Annotated in this window: 17 protein-coding genes; 6 read left to right on the forward strand and 11 right to left on the reverse strand. The window is 35.6% G+C overall.

Translation table 11 applies throughout. From position 1 onward, the window contains the following. Positions 1-27: 27 nt before the first annotated feature. Complete coding sequence (locus C8P67_RS02680; protein ID WP_115810158.1) at positions 28-2,439, forward strand: TonB-dependent receptor domain-containing protein; 2,412 nt, start codon at positions 28-30, stop codon at positions 2,437-2,439. Between the two features lie 114 nt (positions 2,440-2,553). On the opposite strand, the gene C8P67_RS02685 is transcribed toward C8P67_RS02680, so the two are convergent. The 7 genes from C8P67_RS02685 to C8P67_RS02715 form a co-directional block, all read right to left on the reverse strand. Then, positions 2,554-3,306 carry a COG4705 family protein gene (locus tag C8P67_RS02685; RefSeq protein WP_115810160.1) on the reverse strand — a complete coding sequence of 251 codons (753 nt, stop codon included), beginning with the start codon at positions 3,304-3,306 and terminating at the stop codon, positions 2,554-2,556. Between the two features lie 10 nt (positions 3,307-3,316). Beyond that, positions 3,317-4,081 carry a phosphatase PAP2 family protein gene (locus C8P67_RS02690; protein WP_115810162.1) on the reverse strand — a complete coding sequence of 255 codons (765 nt, stop codon included), beginning with the start codon at positions 4,079-4,081 and terminating at the stop codon, positions 3,317-3,319. Positions 4,082-4,284: 203 nt separating this feature from the next. Further along, a complete protein-coding gene (locus C8P67_RS02695) occupies positions 4,285-6,735 on the reverse strand; it encodes a TonB-dependent receptor domain-containing protein (protein ID WP_115810164.1) in 2,451 nt (816 codons plus the stop codon). 175 nt (positions 6,736-6,910) lie between these two features. Next, complete coding sequence (locus tag C8P67_RS02700; protein WP_115810166.1) at positions 6,911-7,288, reverse strand: DoxX family protein; 378 nt, start codon at positions 7,286-7,288, stop codon at positions 6,911-6,913. A 6-nt stretch (positions 7,289-7,294) separates the two neighbouring features. Then, a complete protein-coding gene (locus C8P67_RS02705; protein ID WP_115810168.1) occupies positions 7,295-7,798 on the reverse strand; it encodes an SRPBCC family protein in 504 nt (167 codons plus the stop codon). Positions 7,799-7,804: 6 nt separating this feature from the next. Beyond that, on the reverse strand, positions 7,805-8,305 hold the full coding sequence (locus C8P67_RS02710; protein ID WP_115810170.1) for an SRPBCC family protein: 501 nt from the start codon (positions 8,303-8,305) through the stop codon (positions 7,805-7,807). A gap of 1 nt (position 8,306) precedes the next feature. Then, on the reverse strand, positions 8,307-8,624 hold the full coding sequence (locus C8P67_RS02715; RefSeq protein WP_115810172.1) for an ArsR/SmtB family transcription factor: 318 nt from the start codon (positions 8,622-8,624) through the stop codon (positions 8,307-8,309). Between the two features lie 286 nt (positions 8,625-8,910). On the opposite strand from C8P67_RS02715, the gene C8P67_RS02720 reads away from it, so the two are divergent. Then, positions 8,911-9,270 carry a hypothetical protein gene (locus C8P67_RS02720; RefSeq protein WP_115810174.1) on the forward strand — a complete coding sequence of 120 codons (360 nt, stop codon included), beginning with the start codon at positions 8,911-8,913 and terminating at the stop codon, positions 9,268-9,270. Between the two features lie 208 nt (positions 9,271-9,478). Then, complete coding sequence (locus C8P67_RS02725; protein WP_147298189.1) at positions 9,479-9,976, forward strand: DUF6624 domain-containing protein; 498 nt, start codon at positions 9,479-9,481, stop codon at positions 9,974-9,976. 249 nt (positions 9,977-10,225) lie between these two features. Here C8P67_RS02725 and C8P67_RS02730 read toward each other — a convergent pair whose 3' ends face one another. Both C8P67_RS02730 and C8P67_RS02735 read right to left on the reverse strand, forming a co-directional pair. Next, positions 10,226-11,230 (reverse strand): NADP-dependent oxidoreductase, encoded by a 1,005-nt coding sequence (locus tag C8P67_RS02730; protein WP_115810178.1) that lies wholly within the window; start codon positions 11,228-11,230, stop codon positions 10,226-10,228. Between the two features lie 16 nt (positions 11,231-11,246). Further along, positions 11,247-12,047 carry an SDR family oxidoreductase gene (locus tag C8P67_RS02735; RefSeq protein ID WP_115810180.1) on the reverse strand — a complete coding sequence of 267 codons (801 nt, stop codon included), beginning with the start codon at positions 12,045-12,047 and terminating at the stop codon, positions 11,247-11,249. A 98-nt stretch (positions 12,048-12,145) separates the two neighbouring features. Here C8P67_RS02735 and C8P67_RS02740 point away from each other — a divergent pair, with 98 nt between their 5' ends. The 3 genes from C8P67_RS02740 to C8P67_RS02750 all read left to right on the forward strand — a co-directional run bounded on the left by C8P67_RS02740 (position 12,146) and on the right by C8P67_RS02750 (position 13,806). After that, complete coding sequence (locus tag C8P67_RS02740; protein ID WP_115810182.1) at positions 12,146-12,574, forward strand: winged helix-turn-helix transcriptional regulator; 429 nt, start codon at positions 12,146-12,148, stop codon at positions 12,572-12,574. Positions 12,575-12,680: 106 nt separating this feature from the next. After that, a complete protein-coding gene (locus C8P67_RS02745) occupies positions 12,681-13,100 on the forward strand; it encodes a VOC family protein (RefSeq protein WP_115811016.1) in 420 nt (139 codons plus the stop codon). Between the two features lie 151 nt (positions 13,101-13,251). Continuing rightward, positions 13,252-13,806: a DUF4142 domain-containing protein gene (locus C8P67_RS02750; RefSeq protein WP_115810184.1), complete on the forward strand. Its 555-nt coding sequence runs from the start codon at positions 13,252-13,254 to the stop codon at positions 13,804-13,806. Positions 13,807-13,914: 108 nt separating this feature from the next. Here C8P67_RS02750 and C8P67_RS02755 read toward each other — a convergent pair whose 3' ends face one another. Further along, positions 13,915-15,345: a TolC family protein gene (locus C8P67_RS02755; protein WP_115810186.1), complete on the reverse strand. Its 1,431-nt coding sequence runs from the start codon at positions 15,343-15,345 to the stop codon at positions 13,915-13,917. After that, positions 15,335-18,505, reverse strand: coding sequence for an efflux RND transporter permease subunit (locus tag C8P67_RS02760; RefSeq protein ID WP_115810187.1), 3,171 nt, complete (start codon positions 18,503-18,505; stop codon positions 15,335-15,337). The genes C8P67_RS02755 and C8P67_RS02760 overlap by 11 nt, the downstream gene beginning before the upstream one ends. Between the last annotated feature and the right edge of the window lie 86 nt (positions 18,506-18,591).

Below are 18,591 nucleotides of genomic sequence, written 5' to 3' on the forward strand. Positions count from 1 at the left end.
TACTAACTTAAAATAGTACCTAATAAAATGAGATTCAAAATAATTTTACTACTGTCTTTTATATTAACTCCTCTTTTTGATATAACAGCTCAAAACACCACAGCCACTATTTCTGGCTTGATTAAAGATAAAACATCCAAAAATCCAGTTCCATATGCTAACATTGTTTTAAAATCTGCTAAAGACCAAAAAAGTCTTTTTGGAACCGTAACTAACGAAGAAGGAAGATTTAATTTCACAAGTGTACCATCTGGTAATTATTCATTGGAAATCAGTACAATTGGATACAAAACAATAACGCAAAAAATATTCGTTGGAAACCTGTCAAATTTTCTGAATTTAAATACTATCAATATTGAGGAAGACAGTACTACATTATCCGAGGTAGTTGTAACTTCTAAAACACAAGAAGTCAGCGCCAAAATGGATAAAAAAGTTTTCTCCGTAGCCGATAATATTGCTCAAAGCGGAGGATCGGTTTTGCAGGCAATGCAAAATTTACCCGGAGTCACCTCACACGATGGTAAAGTACAATTAAGGGGAAATGATAAAGTAATAGTATTGATTGATGGCAAACAAACCGCTTTGACTGGGTTTGGCAATCAATCGGGATTGGATAACATTCCTGCTTCTGCTATTGAAAAAATAGAAATCATCAACAATCCTTCGGCCAAATTTGATGCTAACGGAAATGCCGGAATCATCAATATCATTTACAAAAAAAACAAACAAGAAGGATTTAATGGAAAAATCGGAATAGCATCCGGTTATGGTGCGCTTTGGGTTCGTAAAGAAAACCTGCCAACTATTACACCGCAATATCAGGTGACTCCAAAAATAAATCCGTCGCTGTCTCTAAATTATCGCAAGAACAAAATAAACACCTATTTACAAGCCGATTATCTCTACACCGAAAACCTCAATAAAAATGAATTCGTAACCCGAACGTATGACGACGGAACCGTAATCAATCAGCAGACCAAAAGAAACCGTGACACCCATTTTACAACCATAAAAACTGGAATTGACTGGAATTATAACGACCAAAATACCTTTGCTTTTTCGGGTCTTTTTGGAAGTGAAAAAATCATAGATCACGGAGAAGAGCCTATTTTTAATGGCGATTATTCTCAGCGTCTTCGTCTTTGGCAGTTTTTGGAAGACGAACTAAAAACAACCGTTATGGCGAGTGTTTCCTATGAACATAAATTCAAGGAAGCAGGACATAAACTGAATGCAGGAATTAATTATACCTATCACCGAGAAGATGAAAAATACTTTTTTACGAATGTGATGCCTACTTTTACAGGACAAGACGCTTTCAAACTGCTTTCGGATGAAAAAGTTGTAGATGTCAATCTGGATTATGTTCAGCCCTTGAAATATGGGCGTTTTGAAACGGGTTTTAAATTTAGACACAGAGAAATCCCAACTAACATGCAATTTTTCCCTGGAGAAAACTCTCCTATTGATGCAAATGCAGGCGGTTGGGCGACTTATAAAGAAATCATTCCTGCATTGTATTCCACTTACATTTATGAATCAAATAAAATAGAAGCAGAACTCGGTCTTCGTTTGGAATATGTGGATTTAAAATATGACGTAAATCCCAATCATCCTACTTACAAAAGTGATGGTTATAATTACACCGAGCCTTTTCCAAATCTGAGATTGGGTTATAAAATAGATGACCAAAATAAAATAACAGCTTTTTACAACCGTAGAGTCGACAGACCTAATGAAGTGGATATTCGTATTTTTCCAAAATATGATGATGCCGAAATTATAAAAGTCGGGAATCCTGCGCTTCGTCCGCAATTTACGAGCGCTTATGAAATTGGGTATAAAAAAAGTATGGAGAAAGGCTATTTTACGTCTTCACTTTATTACCGAATCGTAGATGGAACCATTACGCGAATTGCCACTACTGCTCCTGACAGTAACATCATTTATAACGTATTCCAAAACGCAGACAAAAGCACCTCGGCAGGAATTGAAGCTGTATTTTCTAAGGAAATAAATTCTTGGTATTCATTTAATGTCAACGGAAATCTGTACCAAAATACGATCGATGCTTTTACGGTGACCAATTTATATCCTGTGCCTAGCACCTATACTGGTGAGCGTCAGCAAATGGTTTCCGGAAATTTAAAATGGAACAGTACTTTACAACTGGACAAAACCCTTAAAGGTCAGGTATCGGTTATTTATCTTGCACCAGACATTATTCCACAGGGAAAAGTAAATTCAAGATTTTCTGTCGATGCAGGAATCAAAAAAACAATCCAAAAAGGCAAAGGGGAAGTTTTTATGAATGTAACTGACCTCTTCAATACGTTAGTAATACAAAAAGAAATTCAGGGAGAAGGATTTAGTTATAACAGCAAAGATTACTACGAAACTCAGGTAGTGCGATTTGGATATAGTTATAAATTTTAGATTTAGCTTCTAAAAAAATTGCCACATATTTAAAAGATTTTCACGGATTAATCTGTGTGAATCTTTTAAATCTGTGGCAATAAAAATTGTCGATTTTTAATCAGCTCAATTGATTTAGTTGAACTGTCTATTTTTCGTCAATTGTCCCGTTGCAATAACGACTATAAATACAACAACTAACAGCAAACTTGCATTAATGTTACCCAAATTCATTCCTTCTGGTTTTGTCAAATAATCGCCCATTGTTGCACCAATTGGATGTGTCAAAATAATCGCTGACCAATATAAAAGTTCTCTTGATATTTTTGTCAAATAAACCAGTCCGACAACAACAGAAAGAAGTAACAGCAAAAGTAAAGTACCTCCTTCAAAACCCAACGGTGTGTTGTGTGCCAGCAAATCACCAAATGCAGTTCCTAATGTACTTGAAGTTAAGATTGCTATCCAGTATAAAAACTCAGTACGTTTGTTCAGTCCGTTTTCTATTGTATTGGTTTTTGAATGGTATTTCCAAATACCAAATATAAACAGCAATGCAGCAGTCAATAGTATGGTTCCAAATGTGTATCCCTCATTTTCTGTAAATCCTAATTCCAAATGAAAGAAGGATCTGCTTATAAAATCGGAGATTGTTGTTCCGGCTGTACTTGCCAATGTGACCACCATCCAATACAAAAGCGGTTTCTGGCTATTTGAGCAAATTGAAATTATAAGTGCAATTAAGAAAAGTGTGATTAGAGCAATTGTTCCTCCGCCATAGCCTAAATTAAATGTTTGGGAAATTAAATCACCTGCGGTCTCTCCCATTGTGTTGGCACTAATAATTAATGCCCAATAAAAAAGATTTATTTGGGGTAAATGTTTCATTTATTAAAATTTAAAACTGCATCACTAAACCGCATCCCATTTGTTTTCCGTTGTAATAAGGGAGAACCATTGAGGAAACTTTATTTTCTTTAGTTTTAGTGCTGAAAAGTTTTCTATTGACATAAGGATAAATCCAATAGGCCACTTTGGTACTTAGAATTCCAATTCCTGCTCCAGCCGCTACATCGGTCAGCCAGTGCCTGTTGTTGACAATTCTAAAAGCTCCGGTTGCAGAAGCCACAATATAGCCGCTTACTCCGTACCAAATGGATTTGTCTTTGTATTCCTGCCAAAGAAACTCTGCTCCGGCAAAAGCAGTAGCAGTATGCCCCGAAGGAAAGGAATTATTCGAAGAACCGTCTGGTCTTTCGACATGTGTAATGTTTTTTAAAGAAAGAACCGCAACGCTCATCATAAGATAGGAACTGGCCAAAATAATGGATCGGTCTTTGAGGTTATTTTTACCTGCCACTCCGCAGGCATTTAAAGCATAAACAGAAGCGGCTGGTGCATACTGCATAATATCATCAATCGAAAATTTCTGGTCAATATTTTCAGTTACTTCATCCTGGACCTCAAGATTATACCCCTTGAGCTGATCGCTGTTCAAACCAATAACACCATAGCCAATTAATACTGTGGGAATGATTAACTGCTTATAGTTAAATTTTAGATTCTGCACAGTGTCTTTTACCACAATAGTATCAGTTACACTGTTCTGTGCTGTCATTAAATGTGCTGACAGTAATACAATCCAAAGGCTGAAATATCTCATTACAACTGTTTTAAAATCAATACAAAGTACAAATTCAATTCTGAATTAATTTTGAATTAGAATTTTTACCGATTGTTTTTGTAAGCTGGATTTTAATTTACTCTCGCGAAAACGCGAAGACGCAGAGAAATACAGCCATAACTTTGCGTCTTCGCGTCTCTGCGAGAATTATAATTAGATAAAAAAAAGCTTGCAGGAAATCTTTAATAAGCCGGCTCCTGAACTCCGTTATTTTCATTTTCACCTTTCTTGAACTCAAGTTTACCGAATTTATAACTAAATGAAATACCGAAAGACTGAACAGGAATTTCCTTTATATTCACCTGCGAGTAATTTGCGTCATAACTATTCGATTTTTGGCTCATATATTTATTAAAAGGATTCGTCATGGTGATTCCCAAACTTGCATTTTTATTGAAAAAGAGTTTTCTAAACGCCAAATTATAAAAGTAAGAAGCAGGACGGTCTCCCTGAACAATTTTCTGGGAAGAGCGGTAGTTTCCTGATATTTCCCCAAGCATGGTTGGATTAAATTGGTAATTTAGATTCAGATTTCCTCTGTAAATAAAACTGCTGACACTTTCAAAACCCGGAGTGCTGTTGGTCCTCTGCCCGCATTCAATATTGGAACGGATGGTTATTTTTTCGCCCATTGAAACCGATCCAAAAAGACTGGCGCCATACGTGATTTCAGTTCCAATGTTGTAGCGTGTTGTCAAAGTTACATCAGTATAATCGGTTCCGCTGATAGTAAGTGTGGGGTGAAATGTGGTCAAACTTTGAATATCATCAATGTTTCGGCGGTAGTAACCCGAAAAATAAATGTTTGTTCCCTTACTGAAATTTTGGCTGTAGCCTAATTCATATCGATTGCCGATTTCAGGTTTAAGGAAAGGATTTCCAGTGCTGATATTGTGAGGATCACTGATGTTGAAAAACGGATTTAAATCTTCATAATCGGGTCTTTCAATGCGGTAAGTGTAGGCAAATTTTATGGATTGATCTTTGCTAAACTTATGCTGAACAGTAAACGAAGGTGCAAAAGTATTGTAATCTGGTATAACCACTCCCACGAAATCTGCCGTAGTATTAGTGCGTTCATAGCGCAGTCCGGCTTTACCAATCAAGAAACTATTAAAAAAAGCAAAGGAACTGGAGACATAAACCGCATAGATATTTTGCTTGTATTTAAAAGCATAGGTTTGTCCCTTGTTGTTTATGTAGGAACTATCTGTGTCCAAAGTATCGGTAACAATATTGTTTTCTATATTTTGAAAATTTGCCTTAACTCCTGTTTCAAGCGTATAGCCTTCAGAGATAGGTTCTGCAAAATCCAATATAAGTCCTACTTGATGATCCTTGCCCGGATTTATGTTTCTAAGTCCTGATACCGGCTGAATATCTTCCTCATAAGAAGTTCGGTGACCTGAATTAATATCGCTTTTTCCGTTGCTTGATGTAAGCTGAAAATTCAATTCGCGATTTTCTTTCTCAAAAGTTTTTTTATAATCAAGACCCCAGTCTATAGCGTTTTCTTCAAAATTGCTAGTTGAATTCCGTTCACTTTTTATTTCCGACAAAAGAGTTCCGTCCGCCAGATAGGAAGTTTGGCTCTGCAGCGTTTGTCCAGTTGAATTATTGGAAAAAGAATTATAACTGAAGGATGCCGCTAATTCATCCTTTGGAGTAACACTCCAGTTCAAATTGATTCCGGTTCGGTAACCGTTTCGGTCAAAAGGATTCACGCCGCTTTGAAAAAGTCTGTTAATGCTGTCTCTGGCTTCGCTATAGGAAATACGCTCGCTGGAACTTTTCGTTTCAGTAGTTAATTGTTTGTTCCCGCTAAAAAAAATGCCAGCCCCAAAATTCCCGCGACGGGCATTAAAATTAAAAGATCCGTTTTCTAAACGTGTTCCAGCCGAAAGATTGATACTGCTGTTAATTCCTTCGACTTTATTTTCTTTCAGGAGGATATTTATAATGCCGCCAGTACCCGCAGCGTCGTATTTCGCACCTGGACTGGTGATAACCTCAATGCTTTTTATCTGGTCTGCAGGAATGGTCTGCAGTGCATCCGAAATACTCGCGCCAAACATACTGGAAGGTTTTCCATTGATCAAAAAACGAATACTTGGATTGCCCTGAAGTTCAATTTTTCCGTCAATGTCAACGCTGACCATTGGAACATTTTTCAAAACATCGGTGGCAGTGCCTCCCTGACTTGTAAGGTCATTTGCGGGACTGTACACCAATTTGTCTATTTTATTTTGAATTGTCGAAGTCTTCGAAACGATTTTTACTTCGTTAAGCTGATTTGATACTGGCGAAAGTAAAATAGAACCAAGGTTCAACACTCCTGCTTTCGGATTTATAGTGGAATTTATGGTCGCTGTTTTATAACTAATAAAATCTACAGTAATGCGATAATCACCAGCAGGAAGGTTATTAATTGAAAAAGCGCCGTTTTTATCGGTACTCAAACCATTAAACGCTTTGGTTTCCTTTTCTTGGTAAATATTAATAATTGCCATTTCTATAGGCAGTTTCGTTTCGGCATCAATTACTTTGCCGGTGATTTTGCCTTTATTCATGACTGATTGTGCAAATGATGCAAAAGAGAATAAGAGGGCAATAATAAAAACTGGATAACGCATATTAAAAATTTATGCTGTAAAAATAGTACCTCAAATCTGAATAAAGTCTGAATATGAAAATTTCTAAAGTAATTATCTTTATTTGTCACAAAAACAGAGAATCATGTTTTTATCGTAAAAAAAAAGCCCTAAACACTTTACAATGATTAGGGCTTTGTGAAATATCAATATTTTTTTATTCGAACAAAGCCGAATATTTCTCTTTGTTTTGAAACATAATCAAAATCAAAATCGCACTTAAAACCAAAGCAAAAGGCAGACCGCTGGTATCCTGAACAATATTAGTAAGGACAATTCCAACCATAATAGGTAAAATCATTAAAGCACCAACAGCTCGTGTTTTTGGTATAATTATAAGTAAACCGCCCAAAGCTTCAACCGCTCCGACTAAAGGCATAATCCAGCCTATTTCGGTAAATGCTGCCATTGCTTTCTGCATTTTTTCGGGCAATTGTTCCGGCATTGGCATATAATAAAAAAACTTATTGAGTCCTGCATTGATAAACATAAGCCCGAATAAAAGACTTAAAACGAAGAAGATTTTGTTTTTCATAAGTATTTAATTTTTAGTGTTAGCAAATAGTTCGTCCAGTCCATTTAATGCTACGGTGAATCCTTCTTTGAAACCCATTGCAAGCATTTGTTCTAGATTGTCTAATGATTTATGTTTGATAGCAATAGTTACAAAAGTAGTATTTTCTTTATCATCAAAATCAATATTCCACTCAGATCGGGGAATTTCATTATTTATATTTCCTTCGTTATCACAAAAACCGCTTAAAAACTGGAAATTGGTTTTGGGAGAAATAGAGGTAAAATCGGCTAATGCCCAATGCTCCTGCCCTTCTGGTCCGCACATGGCATATAATCTTCGGCCTCCTTCTTTAAATTCCATTGATTTGGTTTTCGTAAACCAAGGTTTTGGTCCCCACCATTTGTCCAGCAGTTCGGCTTTAGTGTAAGCATCCCAAACCAAATTTAATGCAGCAGCAAATTCTTTTTTAACATACACTGTGCTGGTTTTTTTATCCACAGTAAAATCGAATGTCAGATTAGTATTCATGGCTGATTATTTTAAAGTTAATAATAAATCGTCTAATCTTTCAAGTGTTGAAGTTAATCCATCTTTCATTCCCATATTAATTACTGCTTCCAGATCTTCAAGAGAATTATAAGTAACAATCGTTTCTACAACGGCGTTTTCATCTTTACCAGTAAAGCTTACTAACCATTTTGCCTGCGGAAAATCAGAGTTAATATCACCCGCTTCATTAGAGAATGCATCCAATGCTTTGTAATACTCAATAGGTTTTATTTCGGTATATGTCGTTAAGCCCCAATATTCTGTTCCATTAGGTTCTACCATTGCATAATGCCAATGACCTCCTTCACTAAAATCCATCGATTTGGTTTTGGTCGATAAAGGTTTTGGTGCAAACCATTGGTCTAATAACTCTCTTTTAGTATAACAATCCCAAACCAATTGCTGATTGGCAAGAAATTCCCTTCTTACGGTAATCGTATTCTTTTCCTTGTCTACAAGAAAGTCGAATTGTAAATTGCTGTTCATCTTACTTAGTGTTTTTAATAGTTAATAATAAATCGTCCAATTGGTTAAAACGGGTTTCCCAAATCTTTTTGAATTGCTCCAGCCATTTATCTATTTCTTTCATTTTCTCTATTTGGAGACTATAATAAATTTCCCGTCCCTGCTGTTCCTGCTTTACTAACTCGCATTCAGCTAATATTTTTAGATGTTTTGAAACTGCCTGCCGTGTCGTATCAAAATGTTCTGCAATGGTATTGGGCGTCATAGCCTGCAGTGCAATCAGCGTAATAATGGCTCTTCTTGTCGGGTCGGCTATTGCCTGAAATATATCTCTTCTCATCTTATTTTCTGCTATTGAGCAACCATTTGATTGCAAATATATATGCAACTTTTCGGTTTCGCAATTTTTTTGATGATTTTTTTAGATCAAATGAAAAAACTTTGAAACAAATTGTTGTACTTAGAGATTACCTCATTCGAAATTGCTCCAAAACGTAAAACCAGTTTCTATAGTCTCTTGAATAAAAGAAATAATATTCCGAAAAGATTATTACAACAAAACCAGTTATCTAATAATTGATAAGATTAAATAAACTATCTTTCAACGACTCTATTTCAAGTAATACATGACTATACAAGATTTAATCGGCGAGTATGCCATTTCCGGAAGCAATCAAGACAACACAGCCGAAATGACCTATAAGGGTATTTTGACTTTATCACTGGACGAAAATAACCGAATAATTGCCCAATGGCTTATTAATAATGAGCAAGTGCAAAAAGGGAAAGGTTTTTTTAAAGACAACATTTTGGTAATTAATTTTAGCTACAAAGGCGGTGATAACAAAACATATAAAGGCGTGGCTGTTTACAAATGCATAACCAAAGATGTATTGGAAGGTTTTTGGTCCGAAAAACATGGAGATCCGCTCTATTTAGGAACCGAGCATTGTTTAAGAATAGAAAGCGCTGAGTTTTTAAATTAGACTTTTATCTTTTATCATAATAATATACTATCAAAATAATGGATAAAACACTAAACTTAATCCTGATTTACAATATCTTACACCGAGCATGTGTAAGTTTAGCAAAAACCTTCGAAAAATGAAACGACAAATGACAAAACTATTCTCAGTAACAATTTTAATGATATTTTTATTTTCCTGTAAATCCAAAATTCAATATACTGAAGAAATGAAATTGAATTTAAAAAACATGTATATAAATGACCAAAATGTCCAAAAATATGATTTAAAAAAAGCAGAGAGAAAAGGATACTCTGATTCGATGAAGACAGAATGTAATAAAGTATTTGAAAAAAATTTAATCGTAGTCAAAAAGTACTTCAATGAAAATGGCTTTCCTGGTATTAAAGAAAATGGAAAAGAAACCGCTTTACATTTTTGGCTAATTGTTCAACACGGCGACAACGATGTGGCTTTTCAAAAAAAAGTCCTAAAAGCAATAAAAAAAGAACTTAAAACCAAAAATGCAAGTAGTCGCAATTATGCATATCTATACGATAGAGTTCAAAAAAATGAAAATAAACCTCAATTATATGGAACCCAAATGATTTGGAACTCTCAAGGAGTTAATAGTCCATATAAACTAGAAGTTCCAGAAAAAGTAAATCAATTAAGAGCAGAGATGGAATTGGAACCAATCGAGGAATATATAAAATCTTTTCAATAATAAAGGCTTTTGCTAACAGGTACTACAACGGATTTAAGCAATTAGTTAATGGAAAGACGATTTTGTATTTGGGAAGATCTGGCAAATCTGAAAAATGGATATAATATAGTCTCAAACCTCAATAATACTAAAGTGCCAGGCTGTGAAAAAAACTTTCAAATTCAGAAAGTACTCTAAGACCAGAAGATAATTTTAGTTTTTTTTTCACAGACTAACATTAGCTGTTACTTTACAGAATAAGAAACAAAACTATTTAATTTTAATCACAACTTTTCCTTTTGAACGTCCTGTTTCAACATAAGATAATGCTTCGTTTGTCTGCTGAAATGGAAAGATTTTATCAATAACAGGTTTTATAACTCCAGCTTCAATAAGTTTTGTTATTTGGCTTAACTGCGTGCCTTCTGCTCTCATGAACAGAAACACAAAATTGGTGTTTAATTTTTCTGCTTTTTTCTTTACTCCCAAACTAATTAATTTCGTCACTAATTTTAAATACCAAGGCAAACCGATTGCTGTAGCAAATTCAGGCGTTGGTGGACCAACTAATGAAACCAGCTGCCCTCCAGGCTTTAAAACTCGTAATGATTTTTCTAAAATTTTCGTATCTCTATTACTATGCAGAACCAAATCATACTCTTTTAGCTTCGTTTCAAAATCTTCGGTTTTGTAATCAATAATAAGATCGGCGCCAAGTAATTTTACTAAATCAATATTCTTTGCACTGGTAGTTGTGGCCACAAAAGCCCCTAAATGTTTTGCCAGCTGAATAGCAAATGTACCTACACCACCTGAACCAGCCTGAATGAAAACTTTTTGTCCTTTTTGTATTTTTCCTATTTCAACAAGAGCCTGCCATGCTGTTAAACCAACCAAAGGAATAGAGCCAGCCTCTTCCATTGAAAGATTTTTTGGTTTTATGGCTACATCATTTTCATCAATAGAAATGTATTCGGCAAAAGTGCCTACTCTATAATCTGACGGACGAGAATACACTTCATCACCGACTTTGAACTTGCTAACTTTTGAACCTATTTTAGTTACAACACCAGCCACATCATGTCCATTTACAAATGAATGCTTGTAAGGCAGAAACAGTTTGAACTCACCATTTCTAATAAGTGAATCTAATAAATTAACACCTGCCGAATGAACTTGTACTAATACATCACTTTCATTTACAATTGGTTCTGCCCAATCTGTTAAATGTAATTTTTCTTTTTTTCCGTATTTTTTTACTATGAATGCTTTCATTATTTTATTTTTAAATTTAAACTTTATTTAGTTGCTTAAGAACATTTTTCTCTAAAATTCCATAAGCAAAATGCTGCAGGTTTATCAAGGCAGAAGTTCCTTTACCTACAATGTTTCTAAATTTTGGTTTCTCTGTTTGAACTACTTTAAGCACTTTTTCTGCAACCATTATAGGATCTTCAGCCTGTTCTGCCAAATTGGCTGAGAATTTTTCAATGTTATTTCTTAACGTATTGTAATCTTCAATTTTCTTTAAACTTGTAGATGAGTTGTCTAAAATACTTGTTTTAAAAGCTGCAGGTTCAATCATAGCAACACTAATATTAAACTCATTCAACTCATAGCGTAAAGATTTGAAATAACCTTCCAATGCGTGTTTTGAAGCTGCATAGTAAGCTGCATTAGGAAAAGATACGAGTCCTATAATTGACCCCACAGTTATTATTTTACCGAATTTTTGTTTTCTAAAATGGGGTAATACGGCGTTAGTTACCTTGATGGTTCCCCAAAAGTTAGTTTCCAATTGTTGCCTTCCCAACTCAATAGGTGTTTCTTCTGCAATACCTGAGACTAAAAAGCCAGCATTATTGATAAGAATATCCAAATGCCCTATTTCCTTAAAAATTCTTTCCGAAAAAGTATTTATCGATTGTTCCGAATCAAGGTCTAATGCTATCATTTTGAAAGATAACTTACCCGCATACTTTTCAGGGTTACGGCTTGTACCAATTACATTGTAACCCTTTTTTTGTAACTCGTTTGCGATAAGTAAACCAAAACCAGAACTTGCACCTGTTACTAAAATATTTTTTTTCATTTTTATTTGTTTTAATTTTATTAGTAAATTTGCTTGCTAAATGCAAGTACAAATATACAAACAACTTTCAAAATGCAAGTTAAAATTTAAAATATTTTATGGAATTGAATAAAAAAAGATCAGACTGCCCACTAAGTGGCTCTCTTGACGTGTTTGGAGACAAGTGGTCTTTACTCATTATCAGAGACTTAATGTTCGGGAATAAATGTACATATAACGACTTTTTAAAATCGGATGAGGGTATTGCTACCAATATTTTAGCATCAAGACTGAAAGGACTTGAAGAAAATGGTGTAATTGAAAAAACAGCTCACCCCGACAGCAAAGCAAAATTTTTGTACAGATTGACACCAAAAGGAATTGACTTATTACCTATGATTATGGAAATTTACATTTGGTCGGACAAACATTATGAAATGCCAGCCGAACTAAAAGCAACAATCAAAGAAGCGAAAAAAGACAAGGACAAATTTGTAAAACAGATTACAAAAGAATTGAAAACCAAAATGACCGAGAAAAAGCAGTAGTTAGCAGCTTTTTTATAATAAAAAAGGAAAGGTAAATTCGAAAACCCTTCAATACTAATCCAAAGTGACCAAAAATAAAAATAAGACAACCAAAAAACACAATAAAATGGCAAAACAAGTATTTATCAATTTAGCAGTAAAAAACCTTGAAAAATCTACGGCCTTTTATACCGCATTAGGATTTACAAACAATCCTCAATTTTCGGACGAGACGGGAAAATGTATGGTTTGGAGTGAAAACATTTTTGTAATGTTATTGTCCCATGAAAAATTTTTAAATTTCACCAATAAACCCATTGCAGACACCAAAATCAATGTAGCAGGACTTTTTTCATTATCTGTAGAAAGTGTCGATGAAGTAAACAGTATAATAACTAATGGTCTCAAAGCTGGAGGAATTGAACCCAACGAACTAAGAGATTATGGATTTATGGTACAGCGTACCATAGAAGATTTTGACGGACACACTTGGGAAATTTTCTTTATGGATATGAGTAAGTTCCCAACAGAACAGCCGAATGAATAGAAGCCAATATCATTAAGTTAAGATTATTTTTTTTTCGAAAACTTAAGCTGTTAATAATGTAATATTTTAGCAAAAAACTATAAAACTTTAAGCATCTTCTTACTATAACTTTGTTTAAAACAATATTTTTAAACTTTAAAAAATAGAAAAGATGAAAAAGATATTCAATTTAAGTAAAATAATTTTATTCGCTGGACTAGTATTATTAACAATGAATTCATGTAAAAATGAAACTAAAAATTCTAAAGACGTCGCTAGCGTAAAAAAAGATTCGACTTTATTGCACGCTGCAACTTCTATAAAACTATCCGAAATACAAATTGGAAAACTGGAATTAATGAATGGATCCAGTGAAGACGTAAAAAAATTCGCAGAGACTTTACTTGCAGATCACAAAAAATCATTAAATGATTTAAAGATGCTGGCAATCGACAAAACAATTACTATTCCTACCTCAGTATCAGTAAATGATGAGGGGAGTAAAGAATATGATAGTTTAAATAAAATATCTGGTGCAGATTTTGATAAAAAATTTATTGATATGATGACCGAAGGACATAACGAAGCAGTTGATAAAATGACTCAAATTTCTAAAGAAGCAACTGATGATGATATTAAAGAATGGGCTTCAGAACAAATTGTTTTATTAACAAATCACTATAAAGAAGCGAAAAAATTGCAACAAAAAATGGATTCAAATACTTAGATATTTGGTTACAAAAATAAAAAAGCCCTAAACATTTAAAACTGTTTAGGGCTTTTGGCAACTAAAAAAGTGGTATTATAAAGTTGTACTGCCAATATTATTTGAAGATTATTTCCATCCTCCGCCTAAGTCTCTGTACACATATACAGAAGCATTAAGCTGTTCTTTTTTGGTTTCTATCAGTTCGAGTTTAGACTCCAAAGCATCACGCTGTGTCATTAAAACTTCAAAATAATCGACTCTAGCCGACTTGAACAGATCGCCTGCCACATCAATCGAACGGTTCAAAGCATCAACCTGCTGTGATTTTAAATCATAGCTTTTTTCTAAATTATTGATTTTAGAAAGCTGATTCGCAACTTCGATATAGGCATTCAGAATCGTGCGCTCATAATTATACAAAGCCTGAATTTGTCTTGCATTTGCAGAGCTGTACTCGGCTTTCAGGGCATTCCTGTTAATTAATGGAGCTGCAATATCTCCTGCTAATGAATACAATAACGACTCTGGAAGCGTAAACAGATATGACGGCTTGAAAGCATTAAATCCTATCCCTGCTGTAATGTCAAGCGATGGATAAAACTCGGCACGGGCTGTTTTCACATCCAATTTTGCTGCTTCAAGTTCCAATTCGGCTTGTTTGATATCGGGACGATTAGCCAGCAATTGAGCTGGAATTCCTGAATTTACGGCCGATGGCACTAAACTAGCAAAATTAGTTTTGTCTCTCTTTATTTCCTGCGGATACTGCCCTAACAAGAAATTGATTTTATTCTCCGTCTCTTTTATGTTCTGAAGAATATCAAACTCCATGCTTTTTGAAGCCATCACCTCAGCCTGAAATTTCTGAACAGCAAGTTCAGTTGCTCTTGAAGCTTCTTTCTGAATTTTAACTATTTCCAAAGCATTGCTCTGCAAAGTGATATTCTGCTTTACAATCTCCAATTGGTTGTCTAAGGCCAATAATTCGTAATACGAATCGGCAACCTCAGCAATAAGATTGGTGATTACAAAGTTTTTACCTTCCACGGTTGCTAAATAACGGCTCACTGCTGCTTTCTTAGAATTACGCAGTTTTTTCCAAACATCTACTTCCCATTTTGCATAAGCGCCAATTTTAAAATCACTCAGCGGATCCGGCATTTCTTTTCCAGGCATGATTTCGGTAGAAGCATCACCTGCTCCTTGGCTGGTGTAGCGTCCTACTTTTTCAATTCCTGCTCCTGCTGCCAGCCCAACCTGTGGTAACAGCAGTCCTTTTTTTACACGAATATCATTTTTGGCAATTTCAATTTCCTGCAGCGTGATTTGTAACTCCTGATTATTTTTCAGGGCAGTATCAATCAGATTCACCAAGTTTGGATCTTTAAAATAAGTTCTCCAAGGTGTGGCAGAAATATTGGTTGTATCGGTACTTTTATCGAAAGACTGCGGCACGGCTTTTTTCTCTGCCAAAGGTGCGAGAACTGGTGTACAGCTTACCGCTGCCAGGCAAATGCCCAGCGGGATAATATATTTAAATGACTTATTATACTGCATGATGATCATCAAATTCTTCAGTTAATGGATTTTCTTTTTGATTTTTAACATAGGTAAATCTTTCAGCTATTCGGCCGAAAACATAATACAGTCCCGGAATTATAAATACACCGCAGATTGTTCCTATCAGCATTCCTCCTGCTGCTGCAGTTCCAATGGTTCTGTTACCAATTTTACCAGGACCAGTCGCAAAAGCCAACGGAAGCAAACCGGCAATAAACGCAAATGAAGTCATCAAGATAGGACGAAACCTTGCTTTTGAACCTTCCATAGCCGCTTCTAAAACTGATTTTCCTGCTGCGTGCCTTTGAATAGCAAACTCTACAATCAAAACGGCATTTTTACCCAATAAACCAATAAGCATTACCATCGCAACCTGAGCGTAAATATTGTTCTCTAAACCTGTAAATTTCAGTAAAAGGAAAGCACCAAATATACCTGCAGGTAATGATAGAATCACTGAGAAAGGCAGAATAAAACTTTCGTATTGTGCTGCTAAAACCAAGTAAACAAAACCTAAACAGATAAGGAAAACCCAAATCGCCTGATTTCCCTGTGCCACCTCATCGGCAGAGATACCTGCCCAATCGATATCATATCCTCTAGGCAGTTTTTCGGCTGCTACTTCCTGAACAACTTTAATAGCAGTTCCAGAGCTGTATCCCGGCGCTGCAGCACCACTAATCTCTGTAGAAGTGTACATGTTATGTCTGGTAATTTCCGAAAGACCGTACACTTTTTCCAATTTCATGAAAGCAGAAAAAGGAACCATTTCATCGCGACTGTTTTTTACATAAAGCTTTAAAATATCGTCCGGCTGTGCACGATATTCAGGTGATGCCTGAACGATAACTTTATAGTTGATTCCGTATTTAATGAAACTGATTTCGTAGTTACTACCTACCAATGTTGACAAGGTATTCATTGCATTTTCGATAGATACTCCTTTTTGCTGCGCCAAATCATTATCGACTTTCATCATATACTGAGGAAAACTGGCACTGTAGAAACTGAATACATTCGATAATTCTGGACGTTTGTTCAATTCTTTTACAAAATCAGAATTAATCTTTTCCATTTTTTTGTAATCGCCCGAACCTGTTTTGTCTAATAAACGAAGCTCAAAACCTCCCGCAGCTCCATAACCTGGTACCGCTGGCGGTTGGAAAAACTCAATATTAGCACCAGGAATATCTTTTGATTTTTCTTCCAATTCAGTCATTACCTCCTGCACAGAATGCTTACGGTCGCTCCAGTTTTTAAGATTTATCAAACAGGTTCCTGCATTCGATCCAGTACCTTCGGTCAAAATTTCATAACCAGCCAATGAAGAAACGGATTGAACTCCTTCTACCCCTTCCGCAATTTTTTGCAGTTTCTCCGAAATATTATTGGTTCTTTCCAAAGATGAACCTGGAGGTGTTTGAATAATCGCATAAAACATCCCCTGATCCTCATTTGGAATAAATCCTGAAGGAACGGTACTGCTCACAAACCAAGTCCCTGCACAGAATCCTAAAAGCACTACAATCGTAACCGCTCTTCTGTTTACTATCTTCGCAAGTACATTTTGATATTTGGTCTGTGTAAGGTTAAACATATTGTTAAAACCATCTACAAATCGGTTTATAGGTGTTCTCTTTTTCGGTGCTCCGTGATTATTGGTCAGCATCATTGCGCAGAGTGCCGGCGTTAACGTTAATGCCACAACTCCCGAAAGTACAATCGCAGTTACCATCGTAATAGAGAATTGTCTGTAAAACATACCAACTGGACCAGACATAAACGTAACAGGAATAAATACCGCCACCATCAGGAATGTAATCGCAATAATAGCTCCCGAAATCTCGTGCATTGCTTTTTTAGTCGCTTTCAAAGCCGAGAGATGTTCTTCTTCCATCTTGGCATGGACGGCTTCGATAACCACAATCGCATCATCGACGACAATTCCGATTGCCAAAACCAATGCGAAAAGCGTAATTAAGTTTAAGGAAATATCAAAAAACTGCATGAATGCAAATGTCCCTATTAACGAAACCGGTACTGCAATAGCAGGAATAACTGTAGATCGCCAGTCGCCCAAGAAAAGGAACACAACCAATCCCACCAAAATAAAAGCTTCAATCAAGGTGTGAATTACTTTTTCGATAGAAGCATCAAGAAATTTAGAAACGTCATACGAAATTTCATAATCCATTCCTTTTGGGAATTTTTTCTTGATGGTTTCTAATTTGGTCTTTAAATCTTTAATAACCTGATTCGCATTACTTCCAAAAGACTGTTTCAGTACGATAGCAGCTGATGGTCTTCCGTTCAAGTTCGAGTAAATATCGTACATCGAACTTCCAAATTCAATATTGGCAACATCTTTCAAACGCAGAATTTCTCCGTTTGGATTGGATTTCAATATGATATTACCGTACTGTTCTTTGGTAGTAAACCTTCCTGAATATTTCAATACATATTCGAATGCCTGTGAACGTTTTCCAGATGCTTCACCCGTTTTCCCAGGCGAAGCTTCCAAACTCTGGCTGGACAATGCTTCCATTACTTCTTCAGCAGAAATTTTATACGCCAGCATACGGTCTGGTTTCAGCCAGATACGCATCGCATATTCGCGAGTTCCTAGAATATCTCCTGATCCAATACCATTTACCCTTTTTAATTCGGACAAAACATTGATATCGGCATAGTTGTACAAGAACTTTTGGTCGGTATTTTTATCGGTACTAAAAAGATTCACATACATCAGCATACTCGGAACCTCACGGGTGATTTTCACACCTTCTCTAACTACCAATGGAGGCAGTTTATTAGTAACCGAAGCCACACGATTCTGCACGTTAATAGCAGCTTGGTTAGGGTCTGTACCTAAGTTAAACACGACCTGAATACTGGCTTCACCGTCATTTCCTGCATCTGAAGTCATGTATTTCATTCCAGGAACTCCATTCAAAGCTCTTTCTAAAGGAATAACAACCGATTTAATCATCAGCTCCCCATTAGAACCAGGATAATCTGCGGTAATATTCACCATTGGCGGTGATATGGACGGAAATTGGGTGATCGGCAGATTCAGCACCGACAGCACCCCTAAAAAGACAATTATAAGCGATATTACTATCGACATAACAGGTCTTTGTATAAATTTATCAAACATTTGTTTCTATTTTTTTTATGATTAAACCTGTTTCGCAGTATTCAGTTTTCAGTATACAGGTTATTCAAGACTGAATACTAAGATTA

The sequence above is a fragment of the Flavobacterium aquicola genome (assembly GCF_003385115.1).
GTDB lineage: Bacteria > Bacteroidota > Bacteroidia > Flavobacteriales > Flavobacteriaceae > Flavobacterium > Flavobacterium aquicola.